Origin of the sequence: Cellulomonas timonensis (assembly GCF_900046455.1) — a bacterium.
Classification (GTDB): Bacteria; Actinomycetota; Actinomycetes; order Actinomycetales; family Cellulomonadaceae; genus Cellulomonas_A; species Cellulomonas_A timonensis.
Window position 1 is genome coordinate 101,236 of sequence record NZ_FCOT01000009.1, and the last position, 25,546, is coordinate 126,781.

18 protein-coding genes and 1 tRNA gene are annotated in these 25,546 nt (G+C 72.6%); 12 read left to right on the forward strand and 7 right to left on the reverse strand.

What is annotated here, in order from left to right; genetic code table 11:
• Nucleotides 1-9 precede the first annotated feature (9 nt).
• Genes nuoL through BN3788_RS02555 form a run of 6 tightly spaced genes read left to right on the forward strand, consistent with a single transcriptional unit; the run spans nt 10 to nt 8,167 of the window.
• Nucleotides 10-1,983, forward strand: coding sequence for an NADH-quinone oxidoreductase subunit L (gene nuoL, locus BN3788_RS02530; protein WP_082812517.1), 1,974 nt, complete (start codon nt 10-12; stop codon nt 1,981-1,983).
• A gap of 15 nt (nt 1,984-1,998) precedes the next feature.
• Complete coding sequence (locus tag BN3788_RS02535) at nt 1,999-3,558, forward strand: NADH-quinone oxidoreductase subunit M (RefSeq protein ID WP_066582294.1); 1,560 nt, start codon at nt 1,999-2,001, stop codon at nt 3,556-3,558.
• Entirely contained in the window at nt 3,555-5,255 is a 1,701-nt protein-coding gene (nuoN, locus tag BN3788_RS02540) for an NADH-quinone oxidoreductase subunit NuoN (RefSeq protein ID WP_066582295.1), read from the forward strand. Before BN3788_RS02535 ends, nuoN begins: the two co-directional genes overlap by 4 nt.
• Nucleotides 5,252-6,259 (forward strand): polyprenyl synthetase family protein, encoded by a 1,008-nt coding sequence (locus BN3788_RS02545; protein WP_066582296.1) that lies wholly within the window; start codon nt 5,252-5,254, stop codon nt 6,257-6,259. The genes nuoN and BN3788_RS02545 overlap by 4 nt, the downstream gene beginning before the upstream one ends.
• Nucleotides 6,260-6,290: 31 nt before the next feature.
• Nucleotides 6,291-7,418, forward strand: a complete 1,128-nt coding sequence (locus BN3788_RS02550; protein WP_082812518.1) for an RDD family protein — start codon at nt 6,291-6,293, stop codon at nt 7,416-7,418.
• Nucleotides 7,415-8,167 (forward strand): PP2C family protein-serine/threonine phosphatase, encoded by a 753-nt coding sequence (locus BN3788_RS02555; RefSeq protein WP_234346449.1) that lies wholly within the window; start codon nt 7,415-7,417, stop codon nt 8,165-8,167. The genes BN3788_RS02550 and BN3788_RS02555 overlap by 4 nt, the downstream gene beginning before the upstream one ends.
• Here the strand turns inward: BN3788_RS02555 and rarD are convergent.
• Entirely contained in the window at nt 8,133-9,188 is a 1,056-nt protein-coding gene (rarD, locus tag BN3788_RS02560) for an EamA family transporter RarD (RefSeq protein ID WP_108723760.1), read from the reverse strand. The two genes, BN3788_RS02555 and rarD, sit on opposite strands and share 35 nt — an antisense overlap.
• A gap of 245 nt (nt 9,189-9,433) precedes the next feature.
• Here rarD and BN3788_RS02565 point away from each other — a divergent pair, with 245 nt between their 5' ends.
• The 3 genes from BN3788_RS02565 (at nt 9,434) to BN3788_RS02575 (ending at nt 18,702) form a co-directional block, all read left to right on the forward strand.
• Nucleotides 9,434-10,831 carry an FAD-dependent oxidoreductase gene (locus BN3788_RS02565; protein WP_066582299.1) on the forward strand — a complete coding sequence of 466 codons (1,398 nt, stop codon included), beginning with the start codon at nt 9,434-9,436 and terminating at the stop codon, nt 10,829-10,831.
• A gap of 180 nt (nt 10,832-11,011) precedes the next feature.
• Nucleotides 11,012-11,755 (forward strand): hypothetical protein, encoded by a 744-nt coding sequence (locus BN3788_RS02570; RefSeq protein ID WP_147525032.1) that lies wholly within the window; start codon nt 11,012-11,014, stop codon nt 11,753-11,755.
• On the forward strand, nt 11,725-18,702 hold the full coding sequence (locus BN3788_RS02575; protein WP_066582301.1) for a DUF5979 domain-containing protein: 6,978 nt from the start codon (nt 11,725-11,727) through the stop codon (nt 18,700-18,702). The genes BN3788_RS02570 and BN3788_RS02575 overlap by 31 nt, the downstream gene beginning before the upstream one ends.
• Nucleotides 18,703-18,784: 82 nt before the next feature.
• Here the strand turns inward: BN3788_RS02575 and BN3788_RS02580 are convergent, their stop codons facing one another.
• From BN3788_RS02580 to BN3788_RS02590, 3 genes are read right to left on the reverse strand one after another with little or no spacing between them, the layout of a single operon-like run.
• The gene (locus BN3788_RS02580; RefSeq protein ID WP_082812519.1) at nt 18,785-19,600 is read right to left on the reverse strand and encodes an amino acid ABC transporter ATP-binding protein; all 816 of its coding nucleotides are present in this window, start codon (nt 19,598-19,600) and stop codon (nt 18,785-18,787) included.
• Nucleotides 19,597-20,484 carry an amino acid ABC transporter permease gene (locus tag BN3788_RS02585; protein ID WP_066582303.1) on the reverse strand — a complete coding sequence of 296 codons (888 nt, stop codon included), beginning with the start codon at nt 20,482-20,484 and terminating at the stop codon, nt 19,597-19,599. Before BN3788_RS02585 ends, BN3788_RS02580 begins: the two co-directional genes overlap by 4 nt.
• Nucleotides 20,484-21,317 (reverse strand): ABC transporter substrate-binding protein, encoded by an 834-nt coding sequence (locus BN3788_RS02590; RefSeq protein ID WP_066582304.1) that lies wholly within the window; start codon nt 21,315-21,317, stop codon nt 20,484-20,486. The genes BN3788_RS02585 and BN3788_RS02590 overlap by 1 nt, the downstream gene beginning before the upstream one ends.
• A gap of 209 nt (nt 21,318-21,526) precedes the next feature.
• Here BN3788_RS02590 and htpX point away from each other — a divergent pair, with 209 nt between their 5' ends.
• Together htpX and BN3788_RS02600 are read left to right on the forward strand one after the other, a co-directional pair.
• Nucleotides 21,527-22,393 carry a zinc metalloprotease HtpX gene (htpX, locus tag BN3788_RS02595; protein ID WP_066582305.1) on the forward strand — a complete coding sequence of 289 codons (867 nt, stop codon included), beginning with the start codon at nt 21,527-21,529 and terminating at the stop codon, nt 22,391-22,393.
• Nucleotides 22,394-22,526: 133 nt separating this feature from the next.
• Nucleotides 22,527-23,777 carry an FAD-dependent oxidoreductase gene (locus BN3788_RS02600; protein ID WP_234346450.1) on the forward strand — a complete coding sequence of 417 codons (1,251 nt, stop codon included), beginning with the start codon at nt 22,527-22,529 and terminating at the stop codon, nt 23,775-23,777.
• A 69-nt stretch (nt 23,778-23,846) separates the two neighbouring features.
• On the opposite strand, the gene BN3788_RS02605 is transcribed toward BN3788_RS02600, so the two are convergent.
• Nucleotides 23,847-24,344, reverse strand: coding sequence for a YajQ family cyclic di-GMP-binding protein (locus BN3788_RS02605; protein ID WP_066582306.1), 498 nt, complete (start codon nt 24,342-24,344; stop codon nt 23,847-23,849).
• 126 nt (nt 24,345-24,470) lie between these two features.
• Here BN3788_RS02605 and BN3788_RS02610 point away from each other — a divergent pair.
• A tRNA-Tyr gene (locus BN3788_RS02610) sits at nt 24,471-24,552 on the forward strand.
• A gap of 88 nt (nt 24,553-24,640) precedes the next feature.
• Here the strand turns inward: BN3788_RS02610 and BN3788_RS02615 are convergent.
• On the reverse strand, nt 24,641-25,081 hold the full coding sequence (locus tag BN3788_RS02615; RefSeq protein WP_147525033.1) for a hypothetical protein: 441 nt from the start codon (nt 25,079-25,081) through the stop codon (nt 24,641-24,643).
• Nucleotides 25,082-25,169: 88 nt separating this feature from the next.
• A complete protein-coding gene (locus tag BN3788_RS02620) occupies nt 25,170-25,367 on the reverse strand; it encodes a hypothetical protein (protein WP_147525034.1) in 198 nt (65 codons plus the stop codon).
• Between the last annotated feature and the right edge of the window lie 179 nt (nt 25,368-25,546).

Below are 25,546 nucleotides of genomic sequence, written 5' to 3' on the forward strand. Positions count from 1 at the left end.
GGCCGGCACGTGCACACCCTGACCCCCCTCGCCCTGGCCGCGGACACCCCCGCCGCCGTGGTGCAGACCGTCGAAGGCGGAGTGTTCGCGCTCGCGCCGCTGATGGTCGTGCTCCCGCTGCTCGGCGCCGCCGTGCTGCTGCTCGCCGGGCGCCGTTCCGACCGCTGGGGCCCGTGGTTCGCCGTGGCGATGTCCACCGGCGCCTTCGTGGTCGGCCTGCTGAACATCATCGGCCTGCTGGGGCGCCCCTCAGCCGAGCGGGTCCTCGACCTGCACATGTTCGACTGGATATCCGTCGGCTCGTTCGACCTCAGCGCGGGCCTGCGCCTCGACCCCCTGTCGCTCACCTTCGTGATGCTGGTGACGTTCGTCGGCTCGCTGATCCACGTCTACTCGATCGCGTACATGTCCGAGGACCCGGCGAAGCGCCGGTTCTTCGCGTACCTCAACCTCTTCATCGCGGCGATGCTGCTGCTGGTGCTGGCCGACAGCTACCTCCTGCTGTTCGTCGGCTGGGAGGGCGTGGGCCTGGCCTCGTACCTGCTCATCGGCTTCTGGAACCACAACCTGGCCTACGCGGTCGCGGCGAAGAAGGCGTTCATCGCCAACCGCATCGGCGACGTCGGCCTGCTGGTCGCCCTGATGCTGATGTTCTCCACGTTCGGCGGCGTCAGCTTCACCGACGTGGAGGCCGGGGTCCCCGGCGCGTCCACCGCGACGCTCACGGCGATGGGCCTCGTGCTCCTCGTCGCGGCGTGCGGCAAGTCTGCGCAGTTCCCCCTGCAGTCCTGGCTCGGCGACGCGATGGCGGGCCCCACGCCCGTCTCCGCCCTGATCCACGCGGCGACGATGGTCACCGCGGGCGTCTACCTCGTGGTCCGCTCCGGCGTGATCTACGACGGTGCCCCGGACGCCCGCCTGGTCGTGGTGATCATCGGCGCGATCACGCTGCTCTTCGGGGCGATCGTCGGCTGCGCCAAGGACGACATGAAGAAGGCCCTCGCGGCGTCGACGATGTCGCAGATCGGCTACATGATCCTCGCGGCGGGCCTCGGCCCGATCGGCTACGCGCTGGCGATCTTCCACCTGGTCACGCACGGCTTCTTCAAGGCCGGCATGTTCCTGGGCGCCGGGTCCGTGATGCACGGCATGGACGACCAGGTCGACATGCGCCGCTTCGGCGGCCTGGCCCGTTACATGCGGATCACCTGGGTCACGTTCGGCCTGGGCTGGCTCGCGATCCTCGGCATCCCGCCGTTCTCCGGGTACTTCAGCAAGGACCGGATCATCGAGGCGGCCTTCGTGCCCGTGGACGGCGCCGAGTGGCGCGCCTGGGTGTTCGGGACCGTGACGCTGATTGGCGCGGGCATCACCGCGTTCTACATGTCCCGCATGTTCTTCATGACCTTCGAGGGCAAGCGTCGCTGGGCCCCGAAGGCCGACGGAGAGCAGCAGCACCCGCATGAGTCGCCGCGTCTGATGACGGTGCCGATGATCGTGCTCGCAATCGGCTCGGTCGCCCTGGGCGGCCTGCTGGTGGTCGGCGGGTTCCAGACCTGGCTCGGGCCGGTCACGGGCCACGTCACGCATGACGCGCCGGTGCTGCCGGTGTGGCTGATCATCACCCTCACGATGCTGTTCGTCGTGGTCGGCCTGGTGCTCGCATGGCGCCAGTACGCCGCATCCCCTGTGCCCATCACCCCACCGCCTGGCTCGGCGCTCACCCGCGCGGCACGCGCGGACCTGTACCAGGACGCGGTCAACGACGCGCTGCTGGTCGAGCCCGGCCAGCACCTGACCCGTTCGCTCGTCTACCTCGACCGCCAGGTCGTGGACGGCGGGTTCTCGGGCCTGGCCCGGTTGGTGGTCCGCAGCGGCGACGTCGTCCGCAAGCTGCAGACGGGCTTCGTGCGGCAGTACGCCGCGACGATGCTCATCGGGCTCGTCGTCCTCGTCGTCGCCGTCCTGGCCCCCCGGATCTGAGAGAGAGCCGCGTCGATGTCCTCCGGATTCCCCTGGCTCACCGCCCTCATCGTCCTGCCGCTCCTCGGAGCCGCAGCGGTCTGGGCCCTGCCTGCCACGCGCCGCCGCCTCGTGCGGCCGGTCGCGCTCGGCTTCTCCCTCGCTGAGGTGCTCCTCGCCGTCGGCGCGGTCGTGTCCTTCGACACGGCCCAGGCCGGCGTGCACCAGCTCGTCGAGACCCACGCGTGGATCCCCGCCCTGGGGGTCAGCTACGCGGTGGGCGTCGACGGCGTGGGCCTGCTCCTCGTCCTGCTCTCGGTCGTCCTCGTGCCGTTGGTGCTGCTCGCGGCCTGGAACGAGCAGGGCAGCACCAAGGAGGTCGTCACCGACCAGCTCCGCCACTACATGGCCCTGATCCTGCTCACGCAGGTGTTCATGGTCGCGGTGTTCGCGGCGCGTGACGTCTTCCTGTTCTACGTGCTCTTCGAGGCCATGCTCATCCCGGTCTACTTCCTGATCGGGCAGTTCGGCGGGGTGCGGCGCCGGTACGCGGCCGTGAAGTTCCTGCTGTTCTCGCTGGCTGGCGGCCTGGTGATGCTCGTGGGCGTCATCGTGCTCTTCCTCGAGGGCCCCGGCGGCCCGCAGGGCTTCCTCACCGAGAACCTCGTGGGCCTCGACCTGTCGACGGACACCGAGCGCTGGCTGTTCGTCGCGTTCTTCCTAGCATTCGCCATCAAGGCGCCGATGTTCCCGGTGCACACCTGGCTGCCCGACGCCGCCGAGCAGGCCCCGGCCGGCACCTCGGTGCTGCTGGTGGGCGTGCTCGACAAGGTCGGCACCTTCGGGATGCTCACGCTGTGCCTGCCGCTGTTCCCGAACGCGGCGCAGTGGGCCGCCCCGGTGGTCATCGTGCTGGCGGTCATCTCGATCCTGTACGGCGCGCTGCTCGCCATCGCGCAGCAGGACCTGATGCGGCTCATCGCCTACACGTCGGTGTCGCACTTCGGCCTCATCGTGCTGGGCATCTTCGCCTTCACGTCGATGAGCGTCGCCGGCTCGTCGTTCTACATGGTCAACCACGGGCTCTCCACCGGCGCGCTGTTCCTGCTCGCCGGCTACCTGATCTCGCGGCGCGGCTCGCGGAAGATCGCCGACTTCGGCGGCCTGCAGAAGGTGGTGCCGGTGCTCGCCGGGACCTTCCTGGTGGCGGGCCTCTCGGCGCTGTCGCTGCCCGGCCTCTCGACGTTCATCAGCGAGTTCATGGTGCTGATCGGCACCTTCGCCCGCGACCGCCCGGCGGCCGTGGTCTCCGCGTTCGCCGTGGTGCTCGCCGCGCTGTACATCCTGCTGACCTACCAGCGGATCTTCACCGGCCCCGTCCGGGACGGCCTCGAGACGATGCCGGACCTGTCCGGGCGCGAACGGTGGGCTGTGGGGCCGCTGATCGCGATCATGCTCGTGATCGGCTTCTACCCCGCGCCCGCGCTCGAGTTCGTCAACGAGCCGGCCCAGATCACGCTCGACCAGGTAGGGATACAGGACGTGCCGTCGACAGTGCTCGTCAACGACGCGGCGACTGAGGGGACTGACAAGTGAACGCGGCCTTCATCGCACCGGAGATCGCCTGGTCGCAGCTGACCCCGATCATCCTGGTGCTCGGCGCTGCCGTCATCGGCGTGCTCGTCGAGGCCTTCGCGCCACGGCAGCACCGCCGCCAGGCGCAGCTCGCGCTCTCGCTGCTGGCGACCGCGGGGGCGCTCATCGCCGCCGCGGTGCTGTGGGTCGACGTCCGCGCCACCGGCGGCACCGTGGTGCTGGGCGGCGCGGTCATCGTCGACGGGCCCACGGTGGTCATGCAGGGGACCATCGCGGTCTTCGCGCTGCTGTCCTTCCTCGTCGTCGCCGATCGGACCCGCTCGGGGGAGGACGCGTTCGCCCCCCAGGCCTCGGCCATCCCCGGCTCGGACTACGAAGAGGTGGCCCTGCGCAAGGGCCTGCAGCAGACCGAGGTCTACCCGCTGATGCTCTTCGCCACCGGCGGCATGCTGATCTTCCCCGCCACCGGCGACCTGCTCACGCTGTTCGTCGCGCTCGAGGTGCTCTCGCTGCCGCTGTACCTGCTCACCGGGCTGGCGCGCCGCCGCCGCCTGCTGAGCCAGGAGGCGTCGATGAAGTACTTCCTGCTGGGGTCCTTCGCCTCCGCGCTGCTGCTGTTCGGCATCGCGCTGCTCTACGGGTTCTCCGGCTCGCTGCGCTACGCGGACATCGCGGCCGCGACGCAGACGGTCACCGGGCTCGACGGGCTGCTCATCGTGGGCGCCGTGCTGGTGCTCGTGGGCTTGCTGTTCAAGGTCGGCGCCGTCCCGTTCCAGCAGTGGACGCCGGACGTCTACCAGGGCGCCCCCACGCCCATCACCGGCTTCATGGCCGCGGGCACCAAGATCGCGGCCTTCGGCGCCCTGCTCCGCGTCTTCTACGTGGTGCTGCCCGGCCTCGAGTGGGACCTGGAGGCGGGCATGTGGGCCGTCGCCATCCTCACCATGGTGGTCGGCACCATCGCGGCGCTGGTCCAGACGGACATGAAGCGCGTGCTCGCCTACTCCTCGATCGCCCACGCCGGCTTCGTGCTGACGGGTGTGATCGCCCTCAACTCCGAGGGCATCGCGGGCGTCATGTTCTACCTCATCGCGTATGGCGCGGCGACGGTCGGCGCCTTCGGCATCGTCTCGCTGGTCCGTGAGCGGAGCGTCGCCCCGGTGGCGGTCGCGGTCGCCGCGGGGGAGGGCGCCACGGCTGAGGGCTCCACGGTCGAGGGCTCGGCTGTCGAGGGATCCGACGCCAGCGCCGACGGCGGTGTCGTCATCGGCGAGGCCACGCACCTGTCGCAGTGGGCTGGCCTGGGCCGCACGCACCCGTGGACGGCTCTGACGTTCACGCTGTTCCTGCTGTCCTTCGCGGGCATCCCGCTGACGGCCGGCTTCATCGGGAAGTTCACGGTGTTCTCGGCGGCCGTCGCCGCGGGCGCGTGGCCGCTCGCCCTGATCGGCGTGCTCGCGTCCGCCGCAGCCGTGTTCTTCTACGTGCGCGTCATCGTGCTGATGTTCTTCACGGCGCCTGCGGGCTCCGAGGAGGACGGTGACGGCGCGCCCGTGACCTCCACCACCACTGTCGTGTCCGCTCAGGGCCTCACAGCGGTGGCGGTCGCGGCATGCGCCTTGATCACGATTGCGCTCGGCGTGCTGCCGTCCTCGGTTCTCGATCTGGTGGCCGAGGCGGCTAAGTTCATCCCGTGAGCTCTGCAACCTCCCTCCCGCTGACCGATCCGGCGTTGGCCGACCTGTTGACGGGGCGGCTCTCGCTCGTCGAGGAGCGGCTGCGTGACGCGGTCAGCCACGCCGACACGCTCGCCGACGACGCCTCGCGGCACCTCGTCAACGCGGGCGGCAAGCGCCTGCGCCCGCTGCTGACGCTGCTCGCCGCCCAGCTCGGCGATGGCGAGCGGCGCGAGGTGCTCGACGCGGCCGTCGTGGTCGAGCTCACGCACCTCGCCTCGCTGTACCACGACGACGTCATGGACTCCGCGCCCGTGCGGCGCGGAGCCCCGGCGGCCCACGAGGTGTGGGGGAACCAGGTGGCCATCCTCACCGGCGACCTGCTGTTCGCCCGGGCGTCGGTGATGGTCGCCGGGCTGGGGCCCGAGGCCGTGCGGATCCAGGCGACGACCTTCGAGCGCCTGTGCCTCGGGCAGCTCCACGAGACCGTGGGGCCGCGTCCTGACGAGGACCCGGTGGAGTTCTACCTGCAGGTCCTCGCCGACAAGACCGCCTCGCTGGTCGCGACGTCCGCGCGGTTCGGCGCGATGTTCGCGGGCTGCCGCCCCGACGTCGTGCAGATCGTCACGAGCTTCGGGGAGAAGGTCGGCGTCGCGTTCCAGCTCGCCGACGACGTCATCGACCTCACGTCGGACGCCAGCGTCACTGGTAAGACGCCCGGCACCGACCTGCGCGAGCATGTGCCGACGATGCCGGTGCTCCTGCTGCGCCGCCGCGCCGCATCCGGCGACGGCACCGCCGCCGAGCGCGAGCTCGTGGCGCTGCTCGACAGCGACCTGTCCTCCGACGACGACCTCGCGCGGGCCGTCACGGCGCTGCGCACCCACTCTGTGGTGGACGAGACGCGCGCGCAGGCGATCGCCCTGGTCCGGGCCGCCGTGGCCGAGCTGGCGCCACTGCCCGCCGGGCCGGTCAAGGAAGCCCTCGTGTCGTTCGCGGAGTCCCTCGTGGACCGCGCTTCCTGAGATGCCCACGGGCTGACGGACGGGACTGACGATGACCGCAGAGCTCCGCCCGCCAGGCGCTGGCGCCCCGCCGTCCGCGGGTCCCGCACTCGTCACCGGGTCATCGCCCCAGGTCTCCCCGGCGCCCCGGGGCGGTGTGGTCGCGGTGCCGCCGGACCACGTGGCTGCTGTCGGACCCCGGGTCGTCGCATTCCTGGTCGACCAGCTCGCAGCGGGCATCGTGGCCCTCGGCGGCCTATGGGTCGCCACAGCGGCGCTCGGCCCGCAGGACGGCCTCGCGGTGGTGGTTCCCCCACTGATCGCCCTCATGCTCGGGGGAGCCGTCGCGCTCGGGCAGTGGATCGCCGAGGCGCGGACCGGCATGACGCTCGGCAACCTGCTCCTCGGCATCCGCACGGTGTCGTCGGCCACCGGGCTCCCCGCAGGCCTGGGCCGGGTGCTGCTGCGCAACGTGGTCATCGGCCTCGGCGGGCTGGCCGTCGGCGTCGGCGCCTACGTCGTGGCCGGCTCCGGGGCCTGGGACCCGGGCCCCGCCCAGCGCGGCTGGCACGACAAGGCCGCGGGGACGCTCGTGCTGCGGCGCTCGCCCTCGACGCCCGTGACCCGGCGCGGCACGGCCGCCGCGCCTGCGGTCTTCGTGCGGCCTGCGCATGCCGCGCCCGAGACGGCGGCCATGCCCGTGCCGTTGAGCACCGCCACGGCTGTGACCATGGGCGCAGACACGCGCGTGCCACTGGGCGCAGACACGCGCGTGCCCCTGGCCACGGACACTGCGGCGCCCTTCGCGGACCCCGCCGTGTCGCCCACGCCCACGCCCACGCCCTCGGCGGTCGTCGTGCGGCTCGTCTTCGACACCGGCGAGCGGGTCGACGTGGTCGGTGACGGCGCCGTGGGCAGGGGGCCCGCTGACCCGCACGCCGCGCCGTGGGCCCACGTCGTCGCAATCGACGACCCGTCACGGTCCATCTCCAAGCTGCACCTGGTGTTCGGCCCCGAGCCCTCGGGCCTGTGGCTGATCGACCGGGGCTCGACGAACGGGACGGTGCTCATGGCGCCAGACGGCTCGCTGTCGGCCCTCCCGCCGGGAGCCCGCGCACACGTCAGACCGGGGTGGTCGGTGCGCTTCGGCGAGCGCTCCTTCCGGGTGGAGGCCCGATGAGCGCCCAGCCGATGAGCGCCCAGCCGACGAGCGCCCAGCCGGTGTGGGGGGCCGCGACGGACATCGGCACGCGGCGGGCCTCCAACGAGGACAGCTTCGTGGCGGAGCCCCCGGTCTTCGTGGTCGCCGACGGGATGGGCGGCCACGCGGCCGGCGAGGTGGCGAGCGCCGCGGCGGTGAGCGCGCTGCGCCGGCTCGTCAAGGCCCAGGACGTGCGCGAGGAGGATGTGCGGCTTCGGCTCGAGGCGGCGCGGTCGCTGCTGCAGGCGTTGCCGCCGACGCTGGGCCGCAGCCCGGGCACCACCGTCACCGGGGTGATCCTGACCTCGCGCGACGGTGTGCCGCACTGGCTCATGGTGAACCTCGGCGACTCCCGCACCTACCGGTTGCAGGGCGACGTGCTCGAGCAGCTCAGCGTGGACCACTCCGAGGTGCAGGAGTTGGTCGACGCCGGCCACATCTCGCCCGCGGAGGCCGCGCACCACGCGCGTCGCCACGTGGTGACGCGGTCGCTCAGCGCGGCGTCGTCGCTCGCGGCCGACTACCTGCTGGTGCCGGTGGAGCAGGGCGACCGGATGCTGGTCTGCTCCGACGGGCTGACAGGCGAGCTCGACGACGCGATGATCGCGGGCCTGCTGCGCTCTCGGCCGCACCCGCAGGACGCCGCCGAGGCGCTGGTGGCGGCCGCGGTGGCCGCCGGGGGGCGGGACAACGTCACTGTGGTCGTGGTGGACGCTCCGCAGCCGTGACGGGCTGCCCGGGCTGATCCGCCGGCCCGGCCTGATCGGTGGCGACGACGGGCGGCGCGAGGGGCGCGGCGTGGTGCCGCAGACGGGTCTGGGCCCGTCGGGCGCGCAGGCCGTCGACGCTCAGCACGATGAGCGCGAGCCACACCAGGCTGAAGCCCCACCACCTCGCCGGCGGCATCGCCTCGCGGAACACCAGGACCCCGATGGCGAACTGCATCATGGGCGCGAGGTACTGCATCATCCCCACGATGCTCAGCGGGAGGCGGCGCGCCGCGGAGCCGAACAGCAGCAGCGGGACGGCGGTGATGACGCCGGAGGCGACGAGGGCGACGACGTGCCAGCCGCCGTGCGCCACGAACGTCCCGTTGCCGGAGACCTCGAGCACCATGAGGTAGCCGAGGGCGACGGGGGCCAGCACGAGGGTCTCGACGGCGAGGCCGGGCACGGCGCCGACGGTGCGGCCCACCCGGTTCTTCAGCAGCCCGTAGAGGCCGAAGGACCCGGCCAGGGCGAGGGCGATCCACGGCAGGCGCCCGGATCCGACGGTGATGACCACCACGGCGGTGGCGCCGATCCCCACGGCCGCCCACTGCGCGGGGCGCAGTCGCTCATGCAGCACGAGCACCGCCAGCGCGACGGTGACGAGGGGGTTGATGAAGTACCCGAGCGCGGCGTCGACCACCTGGTCGGAGAGCACCCCGTACACGAACACGAGCCAGTTGATGGCGAGCACGACGGCTGCCACGACGAGCAGGCCCATGGTGCGCGGGGAGCGCAGCGTGGTGGCGAACGGTCGCCAGCCGCGCGTCACGGCGAGGAGCAGCACGCAGAATCCGAGCGACCAGATGATGCGGTGCCCGATGATCTCCACGGCTCCGGCGGGCTGGAGCAGGGGGAAGTAGAGCGGCAGCATCCCCCAGAGCACGTAGGCGCTGAGGCCGGTGGCGAGGCCGACCCGGTCGAGGGTTCCGGGGTCGGAGCCGCGCGCGGCAGGCTCGGCGGCGGGGGAGTCGGTGGTCACTTGCTGAACCTATGTCCCCGGCGTGCGGGGCCGCGCGATTCGTCCAGCCGCCGCGCCGCGAAGAGTGTCCGATCTGTCCGCATCGTGGCCGCTGGCTGAGGGCGCCCTTGGTCGCCGCCGTACACTGGCCGGGCATCAGCACGCCCGGCAGCCTGCCGCGCGGCGCGCCCGGCGGACCCGTCCGTGGGCGAGCCCGCCGACCACCCCGTTGCCTGGGCTCCTCGACCGGAAGGCACCCGCGTCCCGTGAGCACGAACCGACCTCTGCGTGTGGCCATCGTCGGAGCCGGCCCCGCCGGCATCTACGCGGCCGACATCCTCTCGAAGACCGGGCTCGATGTGAGCATCGACCTCTTCGAGCGGCTGCCCGCGCCGTTCGGCCTCGTCCGCTACGGCGTGGCCCCCGACCACCCGCGGATCAAGCAGATCATCGTCGCCCTGCACAAGGTGCTCGAGCGCGGGGACATCCGGCTGCTCGCGAACGTGGAGTACGGCGTGGACCTCAAACTCGAGGACATGCGCCAGTTCTACGACGCGGTGATCTTCTCCACCGGCTCCATCCGCGACGCGGCGCTGCCCATCCCCGGCATCGACCTGGACGGCTCGTTCGGCGCCGCGGACTTCGTGTCCTGGTACGACGGGCACCCGGACGCGCCGCGCACCTGGCCGCTGGAGGCGCGCGAGGTCGCGGTGCTGGGCGCCGGCAACGTCGCGCTCGACGTCGCGCGCGTGCTGGCCAAGCACGCCGACGACCTGCTGCCCACCGAGATCCCGGCGAACGTCTACGACATCCTCAAGGCGTCCCCGGTCACCGACGTGCACGTGTTCGCGCGTCGCGGCCCCGCCCAGGTGAAGTTCTCCCCGCTGGAGCTGCGGGGGCTGGGCCACGTGCCGGATGTGGACGTCATCGTGTACCCGGAGGACTTCGAGTTCGACGAGGGCTCGATGGCCGCGATCCACTCCTCGAACCAGACCAAGCAGGTCGTCAAGACCCTCACGGACTGGACGCTCAAGGAGCCGGAGGAGTTCACCGCGAGCCGCCGCATCCACCTGCACTTCCTGCACAAGCCCGTGGAGGTGCTCGGCGAGGACGGCAAGGTGGTCGGCCTGCGCACCGAGCGCACAGCGCTCAACGGCGACGGCAACGTCACCGGCACCGGCGAGACGCACGACTGGCCGGTGCAGGCGGTCTACCGCGCGGTGGGCTACTTCGGCTCGCCGCTGGTGGACATCCCGTTCGACGAGGTTGGCGGGGTCATCCCGAACCGCGAGGGCCGGGTGGTGGACGTGGACGGGGAGCCCGTGCCCGGCGTCTACGCCACCGGGTGGATCAAGCGCGGGCCTGTCGGCCTCATCGGCCACACCAAGTCGGACGCCTCGGAGACCATTCGCCACCTGGTGGAGGATGCGGGCGGGGTGGAGAGCCCGGCGCAGGAGTTCGCCACCGCGGCAGAGCCCGACCCGCAGGCCGTCGTCGACTTCCTTGTCGCGCGTGGCGTGCAGCCCATCGAGTGGTCCGGCTGGGAGCAGCTCGACGCGTTCGAGCGCGCCCTCGGCGAGCCGCATGGGCGCGAGCGGATCAAGGTGGTCCCGCGCGAGGAGATGGTCCAGATCGCGCTGGGCACGGTGCGCCCGCAGGGCTGACGCCGGGTTTTCAGACATCCCGTCAGGAACCGGGCGCGGGGCGCCTGGGAGTGGCGAGAATCACCGCAAAAATCACCTCTGATCTGCGATGTTCTTCTGTGGCTTGGTGGCTTACTAGGGCAATGACCCCCGGTTCGCCCGGGGCAACACCTGTGCCCACAGCCGAAGAGGGATTCGTCGATGCAGCCCCGTCACCGTCACCTGCCCACTGCGCGTGTCGTCACCTCAGCGGATCGACGGCTTCGCGGTGCGATCGCCTCGGCGCTCGTGGTGTGCCTCGCGGCGCTGACCCTCGGGGTTGTCGCCGCGCCGGCCACGGCGAACACGACGCTGCCCGTGCCGACCCTGAGCAAGACGGCCCAGGCGTCCACCGGGCCGCAGGGCGAGCTCGCGGTGGTGGGCGCTGGTGAGTCGGTGACGTTCCGGCTGGTCTTCGGCTGCTCGGTCACTGTGTGCACGGGCGCGCGCGTCACGGACGCGGTGCCCGCCGAACTCGAGGTCACCTCGGTGACGTCCACCGAGGGCGTCGTGGAGCCGTGGACGTCGAACAGCGGACCCGGCGGGGTCACCCCGCTCACGGTCACGCTCGGGGACTTCGCCTCCGGCGGCGGCGGCACGGTCACGGTGATCGCACGATTCCGCGACCAGACGCCCGGGACACACGGGCCGGTGGTCAACACCGCGCAGATGACCACGGTGAGCCCAGTGGACCAGTCGCTGATCACCGCCACCGACACGGCCGCGGTGAAGGGCGTGTTCCCCGCGGCGCCGGCGGCGACCGCGACGAAGGTGTGGGGCTCCTCGACGAGCGGGCAGTCGGGCGTCGACGAGCTCGCCGCGCCGGGCGCCACGAAGTCGCTGCCCTGTCGGCGGTCAACACCTCCAACATCACGGTGGACGCCATCACCATCTCCGAGCCGGTGAACCCGGCCGCGGCGACGGCGCCCGTGGGCACGGCATTCGACCTGCTCAACCTCGCGGCCACCGCGCCGCAGGTCACCTGGCCGGCCGGCGCCACGAGCGTCACCGTGACGACCTTCCGGGGCTCGACGCCCAGCGCCCCGGCGACGTTCGCCCAGGGCCAGCCGGTCGCGTGGCCCGCCGACATCGCGCCCGGCGATGTCACCGGCTTCCGGTTCGAGTTCGCGGGGACGTTCCCGACGACCGGCTCGGCGGCCGACCGCACCGCTGGCATCGGGGTCGGGCTGACTCAGCGCGCGACGTCCCGCGCCGGCACGCCCATCCCGCCCACGGCGCAGCACGCGGTGACGGTGCGCAACCAGATCGGCGTCGACATCGTGGGCGACGACCCGGTCAACCCGGGCGACGAGGCCACCGGCTCGGCTCTGAGCCCCGAGGCCACGTTCCAGATCGTGCGCCCGGTGTGGATCGCCACCACGGCGAAGTCCGTCAGCCCGACGACAATCGCCCTCGGCGGCGAGACTGCCGTGTTCACCCTGACCGGTCGTAACGCCTCCAACCAGTCGGTCACGTCGCTGGCGCTCGGCGACCCGGCGGCGGGCAGCACCACGGGCCTGCTCGGCGGCAGTGTCCTGACGTTCGACGGCTTCACGGCGGTCGCCTGGCCGGCTTGGGCCACTGGCGCGAAGCTGCATGTGACGTCCGCGTCCGCGGCCCCGGCTGTCATCCCGGTGGCGAATGCGGCGCAGCTGACCGGGCTCACGGGCCTGGCCGACCTCACCGGCTTCGAGCTCGTCTTCGAGGGGAACGTGCCCCAGGGCGCCTCGGTGGATGTCTCGTACCGGGTCAAGCCCGCGACGTCCGCTGTCGCGGCGCCCACCGGCGTCGTCAACTGCGTGGCGGCCACCGTCGCCACCACGGACGGGCCCGATGTGGTCGGCACGGACACCTCCGACCCGGCCTGCGCCACGCTCCGTGTCGTGGACCCGGTGCTGGCCGTGACCGCGGGGAAGACCCTGTCGCAGACGAGCGTCTCGACGGCGCCGGGCTCCACGGTGATCGCTGGCCTCACCGCGACGGTGAGCGGCGGCAACGTCCAGCCCACGACCCTCGCGGTGCAGGACCCCGCCGTCTTCGGCGGCGCGGAGCAGGCGTGGTGGGACGCCATGCAGCCCACCGGGCTCAAGCTGACGATGGTGCCCGCGGAGACCACGCTGACCGTGTACGCGACGACCGATGGCTCCACGTGGACGCCTGTGCTGGTCAAGCACGGCGGCACGTCGGGCCTGCTCGTCGACGAGGAGTTCAGCGCGGCGTCCAACCCCTCGACGTGGAAGGGCGTGCGCGCCGAGATGGTCCGGGACTCGGGCCAGTACTTCGCGACCAACGGCAAGATCCAGGTCAACCTGGGATTCAAGGTCCGCACCGGCGCCGCGTTCGCGCATGGTGCGGTGCTCACCAACTGCGCTGCCGCCACCGCCGATCGGCTCGGCGCCGCGCAGGCGACCCACACGACCACTGCCTGCCCCACCGTCAATGGCGTCGCGCTGGGCGCCGGCGAGCCCGCGCCGCTGACCAAGTCCATGAACGGCACGGCGCTCGAGGGCGCCGGGACCCAGGTCACGGGGCTGCTCAAGTGGAACACCGGCGTGCTGGGCGGATCGCTGAACGAGGTGAAGGTCGGCGACTACAACCCGACCCCGGGTCACCAGGAGCGGCCGCTGGAGGGCGCCGGGAGCTTCTGGGAGTCCTTCGACGTGGTCGGCGTGGGCCCCATCGCCACCAGCCCTGCCGGGACCGCCGCCTATGACCCGTACCTGGTGTTCGACCAGGTGACGGGCGTGAAGTACTTCGACACCGTCACCGACACCTGGAAGACCGCCTCGAGCTTCGCCACTGTCTGCGCGGCTGGCGCCTGCGTCGGGACGTTCCCGGGGCTGACCCTGACCGCCACCGAGCGCGCCGTCGCCGGCGGCATCCGGCTCGTCTACGCCGAGCGTGCCGACCGCGCCGCGCGGATCGCCGCGCTGACGGCCGCGGGGGACCCGCGCGTCCTCGTCGCCCCGGCGGTGGGCTCTGGCGTCGCCACGGTGCCGGCGGGCAACGGCAACCCCCGCGAGATCAAGGTCATCGCCGTGCTGCGCGACACGCTGCGCTCGACGGGCGAGCCCGTCAACGACGCGCTCGCGTACAACGGCGCCACGAAGGGCAACGTCGTCAACGACGGGTGGCTCTCCGGTTCCACCACGAGCGGCCCGGGTCTCAGCGGCTCGGCGTCCTCGCCGGCGTCCGACCGTGATGTGGCGATCCTCCCGGCCACGCTCACGCCTGACGCGACGAAGTCGTGGAGCCGTGCCGAGCTCGGCATCCCGAGCACGGAGGCTGGCCCGTATCCGTCCGCGCGCCTGACCTTGACCGGGAAGAACTCCTCGGGCATGCGGGTCGACACGATGACGATCACCGAGCCCGCCGCTGCGCCGGACGCGGCCACGGCGCCGTTCTCGAGCTTCACGATCACGAAGATCGCGTCGATCTCCACGCCGGTCAGCACGCCGGCCGGCACCACTGTCGTGGTGCGGCTCAAGCGCGCAGGCGCGCCAGCCTTCGACGCGACGACTTACGACCGCGCGCAGGCGCTGGCGCTGACGGCTTCCGACCTCGCCGATGTGGTGCAGGTCCAGGTCGGGTACGCGGGCCGCATCGACAGCGGACAGATCGCGACGGTGGTGCTCGACACCGAGCTGCGCGCGCGCAACCGGGTGACGACGGCCCCGATCGTCACGGCGGTCACCGTCGACAACACCGTCTCGGTGTCGTTGACGGACGCGCGGGTCTGCGTGGAGTCCGGCGACCCCGCGGCCGAGGACGCCGCGAACTGCAGGGCCAAGGTCGTCGCAGCCCTCGCCAGCGCGCCGATCGCCGTCGCCGCGAAGTCGCTCAAGGTGTCCACCACCAAGACGATCACGCCCGCGGTGCTCGACCGTGACCAGCGGGGCGCCGTCGGCGCGACGCTCGAGGTCTGGAACATCGGCAACACGGCCTCGGACGGCCTGGCGCTGGTGGACACGGCCGTGACCGATGGCGCCGCCCCGATGGGGATCACCCCGGTGGCGAGCGCCGCGACCTTCTACGACGCCATCGACCTCACCGGGGTGCGGGTGACCCAGGTTCCGTCCGCGTCGGGCGGCGCGGTCACCGCGCGGCTCGACGTGCACACCGGCGGCGCCTTCACCGCAGGCGGCGCGGTCTCCGCGGTGGACGGCGGCACGCTCACGGCCACAGGCGGGGCCTGGACGGATGGCGTCGTCGTGCCGGCGGTCGCCAACGGCGCGTTGGCGCTGCCCGCCGGGGTGTCGAGCTGGGCCGACGTCGACGGCGTGCGAGTCACGTTCTTCGCGGCGTCGGGCCAGAAGCTGACGACCCCCTCGACGGCCAGCGCGAAGGTGTCGCTGACGGGGAAGCTGCGCGCGACGCTGCGCTCCACAGGCGCCGCGCCCACCGCGACGAGCACCGCCAACGTCCCGGCCGACCCGATGCCCAACCCGGGCGAGAGTGTGGTGGGCCGGGTGACCAACGGGTTCACCGGCTACGCGCAGGCCGATGACACCGCGAGCCCCGGCGCGCTGTTCACCAGTGCCCCGCACTCGTCCGCCGCGACGCTCCAGGTGCGGGCGGGGTCGATGAGCGTGGGGGTGAGCAAGGCCGTCGAGGGCGCGTCCACCACGTTCAACCCCGGCCAGTTCGCGACGTTCCGGCTGGAGTTCACGAACACGGGGACCGCCGACATCGTCGACCCGGTGGTGACGGACGTGCTGCCGGTGCTCAACGGCCGCGAGCAGCTCGTGCTCGACACCGCCGCCACGTCTGCCGCGCCCGCCACGGGCAGCAGGCCGTGGAGCCTGACGGGCACGTCGCTGCCCACCACGGGCGGCTCCCTGGCCTACGACCCTGTGACGCACCAGCTCACGTTCACGTGGCCTGCGGGGTCGGTGATCCGCCCGGGCGAGTCGGGCGTCATCCGGCTGCCGTTGCAGATCGCCGCGGGCGCCGAGGCGGGCGTGCCGATCCGGAACGTGTTCGGGCTGTCCACCGCGTCCTCGACGCGCCAGTTCACGAGCTGCACCACCGGCACGTTCGGCGCCGCCGGCCTGCCCGCCGCGTCGTGCTCGGCGAACCGCTCCGTGGGCGTCAACACCTATGACACGTTCACCGCGACGAAGGGCGTGCGCACCGACGGCACGTTCGTGGCCTCCACGGGCCCGGCGACGACGTGCGCGCCGGCGGCCGACGGGCTGAGCCGCTCGACGGCCTGTGTCGCAGTCGCCACCCCGGGCGGGTCCATCGCCTGGCAGGCCCGGGTGGTCAACACGGGCAACGTCGACGGCACGCGGCTGTCGATGATCGACACGCTGCCGCACGCCGGCGACTCGTACCTGACCCCGGGCGGGCAGTCCCGCGGCAGTGCGTGGGCGCCCGTGTGGGACGGCGTCATGCCGACGCTGACGTACGCCCTCGCGGACGGCACGCGGCTCGGCGCGGCGGACGGCGTGACTCTCACGACGTACTACTCGACGCGCGATGACAGCGGCGTGGTCCCCGCGGACTACGACGTGATCGACCCGCTCGTGTGGTCGCTGTTGGACGCGAGCGTCGACCCCGCCACGGTGCGGTCGCTGCGCTTCGTCGTCACGCTCCCGCTGGTGAACGGCCAGCGGGTGATGGTGCCGTTGGCGTCCGCCACGGTGGACTGGTCGATGACGGCGCCCGCCCAGGTCGCCGACGTGACGGCCGGGATGACCGCCTGGAACTCGTTCCGCTACCAGATCACCCCGGTCGGCAACATGGCCCGCCAGCTCGAGCCCGACAAGGTGGGCGTGCTGTTCCCGCACCGCCCGCTGACGGTGGTCAAGTCCGTCGACCAGTCGGCCCTCGCCTCGGCGTACCAGGTGGACCGCTCCTACGAGGTGCTGGTGACGTGCACCGTGCCGACTCCGGCCGGCACGACGGCGCTCACCTTGCCCGCGGGCGGTGTGCTCACCCTCGACGCGGCGAACTCGTACCGCGCCCAGCTCGCCGCCCTCCCGGACTCCGCGTCCTGCACGGTGACGGAGACCGGGGCCGCGGGCGCCGCGCGCGTGGAGTACGGCACGGGTGACTCCGCGACGCCGCTGTCCGGGCAGCCGGTGGCGGTCGTCATCGGCGCCACCGGCGCGGACGCGAACACGCTGCGGGTGCACAACACGTTCGAGTCGACGAGCCTGGCGGTCTCGAAGGTCGTGGACGCCAGCTCGAAGGCCCCGGCCTCGCAGACCTACGACGTGACGCTGGTCTGCACGCTCGCGGGCGCGCCGCTGGCCCTGCCCGCCGCGGACGCCGCGTTCACGCTCACGGGCGGCGCCTCGCGCACCGTCACCGGCCTGCCGGTGGGCGCGGAGTGCCTCGTCACGGAGACGAGGTCGCATGGCGCCGTCATCGGGTACCGGGTCGGCACGTCCTCCGTGGTGTCGACCACGGGCGCGGTGACGCTCGCGGGCCCGTCAAGCCAGGTGGCGATCGAGAACGCGTTCTCGGCGCTCGAGCTCACCAAGGACGCCAGCGCCGCCACGGTGCTGCGCGGCGACCAGTTCGACTACACCCTCGGGGTGGCCAACACGGGCCCCGCGGCCACGAGCGACGTGCGCCTGGTCGACACCCTGCCGGCCGAGGTGGGGGTCGTCCACGTGGACGCCCCGTCGCCGTGGACGTGCACCGTCACGGGCGTCGACGCGGAGGGCTATGGCGGGACTGTGGCCTGCGCGTACGCGGGTGGCTCGCAGCTGGCCCCGGGCGCTTCGGCCCCGGTGGTGCGGGTCACCGTCGAGGTGCGCCCCGATGTGGCGGTCAACGAGTTCGTGAACTCGGCGTTCGTGCGGTGGACGGACACGGGCTCGTCGAACCCGACGCCCACGGAGCGCGAGGACCCGGATGAGGCTCCGGTCAAGGTGCGGCGGATCACGGCCCAGGCCACGCCCGCCTGCGTCGCCGACGCCCGCTGGCTCACGTACGACGTCGCGCTGCACCACATCGACGCGGGCGCCACGCCCGTCACGCTCACCTGGTTCGCCGACGCGGACCAGGACGGCGTGCCGGACGGCGCGGCGCTGCACGTCGACACCATCCCCGCGGGCGGGGACCTCAGCGGCCGCCTGCTGTGGCCGGGCACCACGCTCGACGCCGACGGCGTGGCCACCGGCTGGCCGGGCATGCGGCTCGTGCGGGCGGGGGAGACCCCGACGTGGCTCAACCTGGTGACCGACCCGGCGCTGCCGGAGGCCGCCCTCACCGGTGGCGTGCTCGTCCGGGTGGACGCGGTGGACTCGGTGCTGCTCTCGGCCGTGTACCCCGCGGCCGGCTCGGCGTGCATGCTGCCGCGTGCGGCCAAGTTCTCCCTGGAGAAGACGGCGTCGGCCGCCCGGGCGGGCATCGGCGCGGGCTTCGACTACACCCTCGCGGCGCACAGCACGGGCCGGGGGGCCTCGGGCGACGTGACGGTCCGCGACCGGGTGCCGTCGGCGCTCAAGGTCGTCGGCCTCAGCACGGCGGCGCCGGCCGACGCGACGACCCCCGGCTGGTCGCAGTGCACGTTGACCGAGCGTGACGCGCAGGGCAACGGCGGCCTGGTGACCTGCGTGTTGGACGGGTGGCTCGGCTTCGGCCAGCGGGCGCCGGACATCACGGTGGCCGTGCAGGTGGCGCCCGGCGCATCGGGAGCGGTGGTCAACACCGCGTCGGTGGGCTGGACGGACGGCGGCGACCCGTCGTCGTCCGAGGTGCTGGCCAGCGACTCCGCCGAGGTGACTGTCGGCTCGCTGCCGGTCACCGGCGCCGTCGCGGCGGGGCCCGCGCCCGTCGCCGCGCCGCCGCTGGGGCGCGGGGCGCCCGTGCTGGTGCACCGCCGCCGCGCAGCCTGACGGCTGACGGCTGACGAGCAGGGCCGCCGGGGATCTCCTGGCGGCCCTGTCGCATGTCGGAGCCGGTTCTCAGAACGGGCTGTCAGATCCGCCCGTCGCGTTCGCGGAACCTGCGCAGGAACTCCTGGGTGCGGGCCTCGCGCGGGTCGTCGAGCACCTGCTCGGGCGGGCCCTGCTCATGCACCCGGCCCTCGTGGAGGAACACCACCTCGTCGGCCACATGCCGTGCGAAGGCCATCTCATGGGTGGCGACGAGCATGGTGGTGCCCTCGTCCTTGAGCTCGCCGAGCAGGTCGAGCACCTCGCCCACGAGCTCGGGGTCGAGCGCGCTGGTCACCTCGTCGAGCAGCATGAGCGCGGGCTGGGCCACGAGCGCGCGGGCGATCGCGACGCGCTGCTGCTGGCCGCCCGAGAGCTGGTCGGGGAACGCGTTGGCCTTGTCGGCGAGGCCGACGCGCTCGAGCATCGCGAGCGCGCGCTGGTCGGCGTCAGCCCGTGGCATGCGGTGCACGAGCCGCAGCGCGAGCGTGACGTTGTCGAGCACGCGCAGGTGCGGGAAGAGGTTGTAGGCCTGGAACACGGTGCCGATCCGGGCCCGGATGGCGTCCGCGTCCGCCCGGGGGTCGGTGATGTCGCGGCCCTCGACCTCGATCACGCCGTCGTCGACCTCTTCGAGCAGGTTGACGCAGCGCAGCAGCGTCGACTTGCCGGAGCCCGAGGCGCCCACGAGCACCACCACCTGGTGCGCGTGCACGTCGAGGTCCAGGTCGTCGAGCACGACGTGCTCGCCGAAGGCCTTCCGCACGCCGCGCACCCGCAGCAGCGCGCGCGAGCCTCCCTCGGGCGCCGATGCCGGGCCGGCTGCCACGGGTTCGGCCGCGCGCGTCAGCCCGCTCATCGCAGCGGCCCCGCGCCGGTGAGGGCGCCCTGGGCGCCGAGCCAGCCGCTGCGCCGCGCGAGGGCGTCGGTGAACCTGGTCAGCGGGATGGTCAGCAGCACGAACAGCACTCCGGCGACGACGTAGGGCGTGAAGTTGGCGTGCGTCGCCGTCTGGATCTGCGCGGCGCGCACCGCGTCCACGGCGCCGAGGATCGAGATGAGCCCGGAATCCTTCGACAGCGCCACGAGGTCGTTGAGCAGCGGCGGGATGACGCGCCGCACGGCCTGGGGGAGCACCACATGCCGCAGCGCCTGCGCCCGCGTGAGCCCCAGGGCCCGGGCGGCGGCGACCTGCGACGGGTGCACCGACTCGATGCCGGCGCGGAACACCTCCGCGACGTACGCCGAGTAGGTCAGCACCAGCGCGGCGCCGCCGAGCACCACCGCCGACGCGGGGATGCCCTGCAGTCGCAGGCCGGGCACGCCGAACCCGACGAGCAGCAGCACCAGCAGCAGGGGCAGCCCGCGGAACACGTCCACATACGCCGTGGCGGCGATCCGCAGCGGCAGGAACGCCGGGCCTCGCAACGTCCGGGCCAGCGCCAGCGCGAGGGCCACGATGACGATGACCACGGCGCACACCGCCATGACGCGCACGTTGAGCCACAGGCCCTCCAGCACCCGGGGCAGCGACTCGAGCGCGACCTCGGGGTCGAAGAACGACGCGCGCACCCGCGGCCATCCGGGGGCGCTCGTCAGTGCGAGCCAGGCCACCGCCGCGCAGGCGAGCGTCGAGACGAGCGCCACCAGGGTGGAGCGCCGCCCACGGGCCCGCCGGTAGGCGAGGCGCTCACGCTGGACGGCCGAGGGCGCCCAGCCTGCCGTGGGCGGCGCGTCGACCACTACCGCAGGACCGGCGCGCCGGCCGCGTCGGTGAGCCACTCGGCCTCGAGCTTGGCGAGCGTCCCGTCGGCCCGCAGCGCGTCGACGGCCGCCGACACCGCGCTGGTCAGCGAAGAGCCCTGGTCGAGCACCAGGCCGAACTGGTCGGGGTCGTCGCCGGCGGGGAGCTGGCCGACGAGCACGCCGTCCTCGAGCTCGGCGGAGGTGATGTACAGCGCGGTGGGCAGGTCGACCACGATCGCGTCGACGAGCCCCGCGGAGAGCGCCTGCTTGGCCTGGTCGTTGTCGTTGAAGACCGCGACGTCGGTGGTGGGCGCGATCGCGTCGGCAGCGACCGTGAGGCTGGTCGTGCCGACCATCGCGCCGATCCGCAGGCCCGCCAGCTCGGCGACTGTCGTGGCCTTCGCGGCGGGGTTGCCCTCGAGCGCGACGACTGCCTGCGCCGTGTCGTAGTAGCTCGGCGACAGGTCGAGGTTGGCGCGGCGCTCGTCGCTGATGGACACCTGGTTGATCGCGAAGTCGAAGCTCTTGGCGCCCGGGGCGATGATCTGCTCGAAGCTGGCGGGCGTCCACACGACGTCCGCGGCGTCGAAGCCGAGCTCGGCGGCGACGGCGTAGGCCACCGCGGACTCGAAGCCCTCGCCGTTCGACGGGTCGTTGTCGATGATCCACGGCCCGTAGCCGGGGTCGGACGTGCCGATGGTGAGCTTCCCGGCGGTGACCGTCGCGAGCGTGCCGTCGGCGGCCTCGGCGGGGGTCTCGTCGGCGGGGGCGCAGGCCGCGAGCGCCCGGGCGCTCAGGGCTGCCAGGGCAAGGACGCGGCTCGGACGCACGGGGTACTCCTCGGGGGATGGTCCTTATACCCAACTCCCAGCCCCCCCCGACAGGGTGAAATCCCGTAAGCCGTGTTTTTTTTTTAAAAAAAACACACCTTTCCACCACGGCTCTCTTTGTTCTCCCCTCGCTTGAGCACTGACAGGAGTAGGGGAACCACACGGCTCGATTGGGCGTTGTCCGAGGTACGACTAGGAGGTTCATCCCGATGGGGCACCAACATTTCAACGGCTTGAAGACGGCGGCTCTGTTCGGCGTGCTCTGGGCGGTCCTGCTCGGCATCGGCGCCCTGGTGGGCGGTGGGCGGTACATCTACCTGTTCGCGCTCTTCGGCGTTGTCATGACGGCGTACTCGTACTGGAACTCCGACAAGATCGCGATCAAGGCGATGCACGCGCGCCCGGTCAGCGAGCTCGAGCAGCCCACGATGTACCGCATCGTCCGCGAGCTCTCCACCGCCGCGCGCCAGCCCATGCCGCGGCTCTACGTGTCCCCGACCGCCGCGCCCAACGCGTTCGCCACCGGGCGCAACCCGCGCAACGCGGCGGTGTGCTGCACCGAGGGGATCCTGCACATCCTCGACGAGCGCGAGCTGCGGGGCGTCCTGGGCCATGAGCTCATGCACGTCTACAACCGCGACATCCTCACGTCGTCCGTCGCCGCGGCTGTCGCGGGCGTGATCACGTCCGCCGCCCAGGTGATGCTCATCTTCGGGGGCGGCGGCGACCGCGAGCGCGGCGGCAACCCGCTCGCGGTGCTGGCCACGGCCCTGCTGGCGCCGGTGGCGGCGACGCTCATCCAGCTCGCCATCAGCCGCACGCGCGAGTACGACGCCGACGAGGACGGCGCCCGGCTCACCGGGGACCCGCTCGCCCTCGCCTCGGCGCTGCGCAAGCTCGAGGCCGGCACGAAGGCGCGCCCGCTGCCGCAGGACCGCGAGCTCGTCGACGTCTCCCATCTGATGATCGCCAACCCGTTCCGCGGCGCCGGTGTGGGCCGCCTCTTCCAGACCCACCCGCCGATGCCGGAGCGGATCGAGCGTCTGCAGCGGATGGCGGGGCTGCCCCCGGTCTGACCGGAGCCCGTCCACCCCCAGCCCGCGGGCGTACCCGGTCGTGCTGTCCTGTGGGTGAACCGCCCCTTCGTGCGCCGCGCGCGCGCCGATACGGTGTCGGACGGCACACGGCCGGCGACCAGAGGTGGACAGCGTGGGGACCCAGGGGCAGCAGGTGGACGTCGTCGTCATCGGCGGTGGCGCGATGGGATCGGCGACCGCCTGGGCGCTCGCGCGGCGCGGAGCCGAGGTCACGCTCCTGGAGCGGTTCGAGCCTGGCCACGTGCGGGGCGCGTCCCACGGCGCCGGGCGCATCTTCCGGCTCGGCTACGCCGATCCGAACCACGTGCGGCTCGCCCAGCACGCGCGCCGCTGGTGGGATGTCCTCCAGGAGGAGTCCGGTGAGCAGCTCCTCACGCTCAACGGCTGCGTCGACCATGGGCCGGTGCTCGCCCTGCGGGCGCTCGCGCAGACCCTCGAGGACTGCGACGTCCCCTTCGAGTACATGACGGGCCTCGAGGCGCAGACCCGCTGGCCGGGCATGCGGTTCGACGACCGGGCGATCGTGCAGCCCGTCGCCGGCCGGGCCCACGCGGACCGCACCGTCGCCACGCTGCAGTCCGAGGCCGTCCGCCACGGTGCGCAGGTGCGGCACAACGCCCAGGTGCTGTCCCTCGACGTCGTGGAGGACGGCGTGCTGCTCCAGGTCGCCACCTCTGACGAGCAGGGCGAGCCGGTCGTCGAGGAGCTGCGCGCCCGGACGGCCGTGGTGGCCGTCGGGGCCTGGTCGGCGGGCCTGCTCGCCGACGTGCCCGGCTTCGAGGCGCTGCCCGAGCTGGTCGTCACGCAGGAGCAGCCCGCGCACTTCCCCGTGCTCGACGAGGCACACGTCGCCGACGACGGCTGGCCCAGCTTCATCCACCACGTGGACCCCGAGGGGCACGCGGCCGCCCGGGGCGACCTCGGCGCCGATCCCGGGTACCCGGCGCGCGGCGTCTACGGCCACCACACGCCCGGTCAGGGGATCAAGGTCGGCCACCACGGGACGGGCCCGGTGGTGGACCCCGACGAGCGGGACTTCGCCGCCGAGCCGGGCAGGCTCGACGAGCTGCGCGCCTACGTGCGCGAGTGGTTCCCCGGCGTCGACGCCGACGCGCCCGATCCGATCAGCTGCACGTACACGACCACCCCCGACGAGCGCTTCGTGCTGGACCGGGTGGGGCCTGTGGTCGTCGGGGCCGGATTCTCCGGCCACGGCTTCAAGTTCACCCCCGGCATCGGGCAGGTGCTCGCGGACCTGGCGACGGGGGAGGAGCCCGAGGCGCCCGGCGTCGACCTCGCGGCCTTCACCCTGGTCCGGTTCGCGACGACCGAGCCCGAGGGCGACGTCGTCCCCGTCGGCTGACCGGCGCACCAGAGACACAGCAGCGCCCCGGTGTGGTCCACACCGGGGCGCTGCTCGTCGCGCGTCGCGTCAGCGGTAGTTCGTGAACTGCAGCGCCGCGTCCAGGTCGGCGCCCTTGAGCAACGCGATGACCTCCTGGAGGTCGTCGCGGCTCTTGGCCGTGACGCGCACCTCGTCGCCGGTGATCTGCGACTTCACGCCCTTGGGACCCTCGTCGCGGATCAGCTTGCCGATCTTCTTGGCGGTCTCGCTGTCGAGCCCTTCCTTGAGGCTCGCCTCGAGCCGGTACTCGCGGCCCGACGCCTTCGGGGTCCCCTCGCCGGTGTCGATCGCCTTGAGCGAGATCCCCCGCTTGATGAGCTTGGTCTGGAGCACATCGAGGATCGCGAGCACGCGCTCCTCGGAGTTCGCGATCATCACGATCTTGTCGCCGCTCCACGCGATCGACGCTCCGACGTTCTTGAAGTCGTAGCGCTGCGAGACCTCCTTGGCGGCCTGGTTGAGCGCGTTGTCGACCTCCTGCCGGTCGACCTTGCTGACGACGTCGAACGAGGACTCGCTCGCCATGGTTCCCTCCCTGCCGGAGCCCTGCTGGGCGCCGTGATCCGATGGACATCCGCGGGCATGATGCATGAGCACCCCGGATTCGTTGCTATCCTTCCATCCGCACGCCGTTCGCGGCGATGCGACCCTGGCGGGTTACCCGAGTGGCCAAAGGGGGCTGACTGTAAATCAGCTGGCAACGCCTACGGGGGTTCGAATCCCTCACCCGCCACACGTGAACGGGCGCCCTCTCTTCGGAGAGGGCGCCCGTTCGTGCGTCTGGGGCTGGGCCCGGTGGGAGCGGGTGCGCCGAGGGCTGGTCAGCTCGCGCAGGTGTACGCGCCGGGGGTGACGGACACCACGGACCCCTCGAAGAGCGTGTCGAAGGCTCCGGCCTCCTGCTCGGAGGCGAAGGGGACCCCGACGGCCACCACGTCGGTGAACCCGGTGAGCGCGGCGAGCTGCTCCTCGGCGCCCGACTGGCAGGCGGGATCCCAGGCCTCGACGGTGTAGCCGGCCGCGCCGAGCTCGTCGATCGACGGCTGGAGGGCGTCGACGGCCGTGTCGCTCTGCTCGGCGACGGCCGTCCACACGACCCAGAACGGGTCGGGGGTGTCGGCGCCCAGCGTGAGCGCGTCGGGCCACTCCAGGGTCGGCGGCGGCTCGACCGTCTCCGCGGGGCTAGTGCAGCCCGTGAGGGCCGTGAGGGCGCACAGCAGGGCGAGGGCGGCAACGGGCGCGGTGCGACGTCGGGTAGGCATGCCGGGGATGGTGGCATGGGGCACGCGAGGCTCGCGACGATGCGAATCGTTTACGTGGCGGTGGCCCCGCCTCGGCGAGGCAGCCGGGTCAGGAACAGTCGCGCGCTGTGCGGAACGCGTCGGCGATCTGTTGGGCCTGGGTCGACATCAGGCGCGTGTACAGCCAGAACGTCGCGTCGACGATGGACGTCGGCGCGCCGCTGTCGCGTGCGGCCAGCCAGTCCTGCTTGGCGGCGCGCACGTCGGCGTCCATGATCTCCACGCGGAGGTCGTCGTCTGTGGGCACGGAGGTACTCTGGCGCAGCGATGCCCGCAGGGCGAGGCCCTCGGGCGAGTTCTGTGCCGGCTCCCGCGTGCAGATCACCCACCTGGGCCATGCGCGTCTCGGGATCTGGAAGGGTCTGAGGCCCGTGGTTCCGGGGCTCAGGGAGCCGATTTCACTGCAAGGCCCCAGACGTTGTAGCC